Here is a 4,165-nt window from a genome sequence, read left to right as displayed (position 1 = left end):
TGAGACGCCCGGAGCGTCACCAGTCGGTCGCCGTTTCCGCCGCCGACTTTCACTTTCGCTTTGCGGCGTGTTTTTAACCCACACGGCACGAAACTGGATAGTATGAGTCAGGCGACGCTCGACGACGACGAACTGTTCGACGAGGCCGCAAGCGAGATGCGCGAGGACGTCGAAGCCAGCCTCGCGGAAGCGAAAGACGCCCTCCCCGAGGCCGACGCCGTCTGGGACGTCGAGGCCGACAACACCCTCGGCGTGCTCAACGCCCTGAAGGGCGCGCTGGATACCGGCGACGCCGAAGAGCACCTCCGGGACGCCAAGAAGTGGTTCGCGATGGGCAAGAAGGCCGACGCCTTCGAGGACGCCGACGACCTCGAGGCCGACATCGCCGAACTGGAGGAGTTGTTCGACGACATCGTCGAAGCCCACGAGCAGGTCGGCGAACTCACCGCGACGATTCCGGAACTCCGCGGCGCCCTCGAAGACGCCGCCGAGGAAAGCGAGGACGACGAAGACGACGAGTGATCAGACCGCGCGGGTTTCGACCGCGTCCAGCAACGCCACCAGCGCGTCGGCCGATTCCTCGAACAGTTCCTCGCCGAGTGCCGCGTCTCCGCCCCGTGGGTCCCCGACCACGCCACTGTCGGTGAACTCCGAGGAGTCGTAGGTCAGGTTCGTCCCGTGGAGCCACTCGCCCCACGAGTCCGCGCCGTCCTCGGCGGCCGCCTCGGTCCGGTCCTCGTGGACCAGTTCCGGCCGTAGATACCGCATGAATGAGGTTTCCGCAGGCCCACCGTGGCCCATCTCCTCGGTGGCGACGGCATCGAACCACGTGAACGGGACCGCATACGCAGTCTCGTCGCGGGTGACCCGGCCGCAGAGTTCCCGCAGGGCGTCGACGTTGCCCCCGTGGCCGTTGACGACGACGACGCGGTCGAGGCCGTGGTGGGCCAGACTCTCGATTGTCTCCCGGACATAGGACCGGAAGGTGTCCTCCGAGACCCACAGCGTCCCCTCGAAATCACGGTGTTCCTCGGCGATACCGACCGGAATCGTCGGGGCGACGACCGCCTCCGTCTCGTCTCCGGCCGAATAGCGAGCCGCACCCTCCTCGGCGATGGCCTCGGCAGTCATGTAGTCGACCCCGAGCGGCGCGTGGGGGCCGTGCTGTTCGGTGCTGCCGACGGGAAGAACTGCGAGATCGGCGTCGGCATCGCGGATATCCGTCCACGTGGATTCGGCGAGGTGCATGCCGGAGGGAGGTGTCCCTCCCGCTTGTAAGCGATGGTCGAAAGCCCGCGGCTATCGGGAAAAGGCGTAAGAAGAGCCCGCCTTACGCGATCAGCAGTTCCTCGCCGCGTTCGACCTTGACGGTACACGGCGGGGTGATCTTGTTGTACGCACGGCGGAAGGCGTCCTTCGCGATCTCGGCGTCCTCGGGGTTACACCAGACGGTGAAGAGGCGCTCGCCCTTCTGGATCCGGGCGGCGGTGCCGACGATCTTCCCGAAGGCCTGTCGCATCCCGTCGGAGACACGGTCCGCACCCGCACCGGTCGCCTGCTTGTTCTCACGGAGGACCTGGTGGGGGAACTTCCGGAGGATCATCTTGTAGTCGCCCTCTTCGCCGAGTTCCTTGAGCATCCGACGGTTCGCCGAGAGGCGCGCGGCCTCGAGCGAGCCGTGGCGGATCTGGACTTCCTCGTCGACGATGAGGCTGATCTGCACCGGATAATCGTCGGGGTCGGCGTCGATGCGGCCCATCTTGTACTGGGCAACCTTCGAGCCGGGGATGCCCGTGATGTACTCCCGTCGCGTGTACGAGGGCTTATCCAGCTCTCGGTACATAGAGGCGGGCTTGTCACTCATAGTACCTCAGATGAGGTCGAGTCGGCGGATAAAGCCTTCGAAGCGCGCCGTTCGTGTGGGTGAATGCCACTCAGAGTTCACGAGATGGTTCGGACGAACGACGAAGTAAAAGCGGGCGGTGTCGCGTCGAGAACGGCGGAAACGCGTCGGCGGGTTACTCGCGGCGCGGCATGAGCGCCGTCGCGGCCAGTAGGAAACCGGCGCCGAGGCTGAAGAGGATGACGTAGTTGAGGCCGGAGATCCGCTTGTCGAAGTACTCACGGTTCTCGGAAACCTGCTCGTAACCCTCGATATCGGTCGAGAGCAACACGGTGCTGTCGTCGGGGAACGTTGCCACGTACTCCGTGCCGCCGATCTCGACGACGTCACCCTCTTCCATGCCGATGGAGACGGTGGTCGTCTCCTCCCACGTCAGGACGGCCCCGCTGGCCGAGACCGAGTCGACGGTCTTCGTGGTGCCGTCGTGTTCGATACTGTCACCGGTCGAGAACTGCTCCTGGTTCGGTTCGGGGAGGTACTCGTCGAGAGGTTCGGTCGAGCCGTCCTTGTAGCGGACGAACTCGGTCCCGTCCTCGCGCTCGTAGGTCTGGTTGTCGACCTGCGAGTCGTTCTGGAGGATGCTTTCGACGTCGAACTCCTCGGTCAAGGTAAAGGAGTCCGGCTCCTCGGCGGATTCGACCGTGACGTTGTACTCTCCGCCCCCGTACTCGACGACGGAGTTGTTCGCGAACTCCGTCTGCTGTGTTTCCGTCGTGTTGTACTCCACTGTCCCCTCGCCGTCGCCGACTTCAGCGACCGTGTAGGTCGTACCCTCGGCTTCGAGCGTATCCCCTTGCTGATAGGTGTCGCCCTCGATATCCATCGCCGGTTCCTCCGCGACCGCCATCACCGAATAGGCGCTGGCAGCCATGACGAGGAAGAAGGCGAGATAGATCGCCGCCCATCGTCGTTGCATACGCGTTGGATTGTAAGGCCGGCGTATAGTCGTTACTAACTCACGCGAACGGACAGCACCCACGCACGCATAACGAAGTGACAGCAACTAACGGTGGGACCGACGGAGCGACAGCAACGACGGTGAAACCAACAGTAACGACGACCGCATCGAGGGAACACCGACGCCCGGCGACGGGGCTGATACACCCTACCGGCGGTTTCTGGCCTGCCCGAGTTCCGTGTGAACAGTAAACATAAATGGCCCCGCATATCCAGCAGTAGCCTTAGCCCTCCGGTTTTCCTTGTGCCGAACATGCGTAGAGTCCAACAAGTCAGCGTGACCCTCATGACGACCCTGTTGGTTACGTCGCTCGTCGCGGCCTTCGTCACCTTCGGCGCCGCACCGGCATCGGCCGCCCATCCCGAGGACGTCAACGACGTCACGGATAGTTCGAATTTCACGGTGAACTTCCCGAGCGCTACGGACCACTATCCCGGCGACAAGAACACGGAGAACGGAAGCATCGAGTATTTCGTCGTCGGTTCGGACGCCTTCGCGGAGATGGGCGCCGAAGACGGCCTCTATTTCAACTGGATCATCATCCACGCCGAATACGAAGGCGTCGACTGGATCGACTACTCCGCCTGTACCACGGACAACACCGAGGCCTTCGGTATCGACCGCGGTAACAACAACTCCGGGACCCAGTACGACGTCGACCTCGTCGCCAGACAGAAGCAGGAGTCCGACCACCAGACCGGCGACCAGAACCCACAGAACGCGAGTATCCACCACTTCGCGGAGACGGGGTCCGGCTTCGACGGCAAACCCGCCGACCGCCTCGAAGTGATGAAGTGGCTCGTCATCTCCAGCGACGAGATCGACTTCAGCGGCTGTGGCTCCGCGGATACCGAGGCCCTCGGCATTGACCGCGGTAGCAACAACTCCGGGACGCAGAACGACGACAGCATCCTGCAGAACATGCTGGATTCTGGCTTCCAGGAAGACAAGATCTGGGTCGAGTTCAACGGTGAAGACGACTTCGGCGAGACGGTCTCCATCTCCCGTGAGGACTCCATCGTCGCCGTCCAAAGCGACTGTTATACGATGCCCGAAGACCCCGGCTGGTACCAGATCAGCGGCAAGATCAACGGCACCGGCCCCGACGGGAACTTCTTCGAGGTGACGCTGGACTCCCACTACTTCGCCACCTACGCCGAACGGCTCTCGGAGCGACTCTCCGGCGTCATCGACGTGCCGATCAAGCAACGCCCCGGCGGCGTCAGCGACTGGTCGCCCCTATACAACGAGATAGAGGATACGGACTGTGACGTCGCCATCATCGGGATGGCGCTGGGCGGCAC

The 4,165-nt window shown here is 63.4% G+C and carries 5 protein-coding genes; 2 read left to right on the top strand and 3 right to left on the bottom strand.

Features of this window, described 5'->3' with window-relative positions; genetic code table 11:
* Window positions 1-102 precede the first annotated feature (102 nt).
* Window positions 103-522, top strand: a complete 420-nt coding sequence (locus tag V5A53_RS13330; protein WP_332314107.1) for a DUF5790 family protein — start codon at window positions 103-105, stop codon at window positions 520-522.
* Here V5A53_RS13330 and V5A53_RS13325 read toward each other — a convergent pair whose 3' ends face one another.
* From V5A53_RS13325 to V5A53_RS13315, 3 genes are all read right to left on the bottom strand, one after another.
* Window positions 523-1,248: a creatininase family protein gene (locus tag V5A53_RS13325; RefSeq protein ID WP_332314106.1), complete on the bottom strand. Its 726-nt coding sequence runs from the start codon at window positions 1,246-1,248 to the stop codon at window positions 523-525. It lies immediately after the preceding gene.
* An 82-nt stretch (window positions 1,249-1,330) separates the two neighbouring features.
* Entirely contained in the window at window positions 1,331-1,864 is a 534-nt protein-coding gene (locus V5A53_RS13320) for a 50S ribosomal protein L16 (protein WP_332314105.1), read from the bottom strand.
* Window positions 1,865-2,018: 154 nt separating this feature from the next.
* Entirely contained in the window at window positions 2,019-2,819 is an 801-nt protein-coding gene (locus tag V5A53_RS13315) for a hypothetical protein (protein WP_332314104.1), read from the bottom strand.
* A 294-nt stretch (window positions 2,820-3,113) separates the two neighbouring features.
* Between V5A53_RS13315 and V5A53_RS13310 the strand changes: the two genes are divergently transcribed.
* Window positions 3,114-4,165, top strand: a 1,052-nt coding sequence (locus V5A53_RS13310; protein WP_332314103.1) for a hypothetical protein, incomplete at its 3' end; no start/stop codon positions are given.

This window comes from Natronomonas sp., assembly GCF_036625485.1.
Taxonomy (GTDB): Archaea; Halobacteriota; Halobacteria; order Halobacteriales; family Haloarculaceae; genus Natronomonas.
This window is presented reverse-complemented; position numbering and strand designations above follow the sequence as displayed.

Coding starts and splice junctions, on each gene's coding strand:
- V5A53_RS13315 (WP_332314104.1), bottom strand. CDS start 2,819: ATGCAACGACGATGGGCGGCGATCTATCTCGCCTTCTTCCTCGTCATG.
- V5A53_RS13320 (WP_332314105.1), bottom strand. CDS start 1,864: ATGAGTGACAAGCCCGCCTCTATGTACCGAGAGCTGGATAAGCCCTCG.
- V5A53_RS13330 (WP_332314107.1), top strand. CDS start 103: ATGAGTCAGGCGACGCTCGACGACGACGAACTGTTCGACGAGGCCGCA.
- V5A53_RS13325 (WP_332314106.1), bottom strand. CDS start 1,248: ATGCACCTCGCCGAATCCACGTGGACGGATATCCGCGATGCCGACGCC.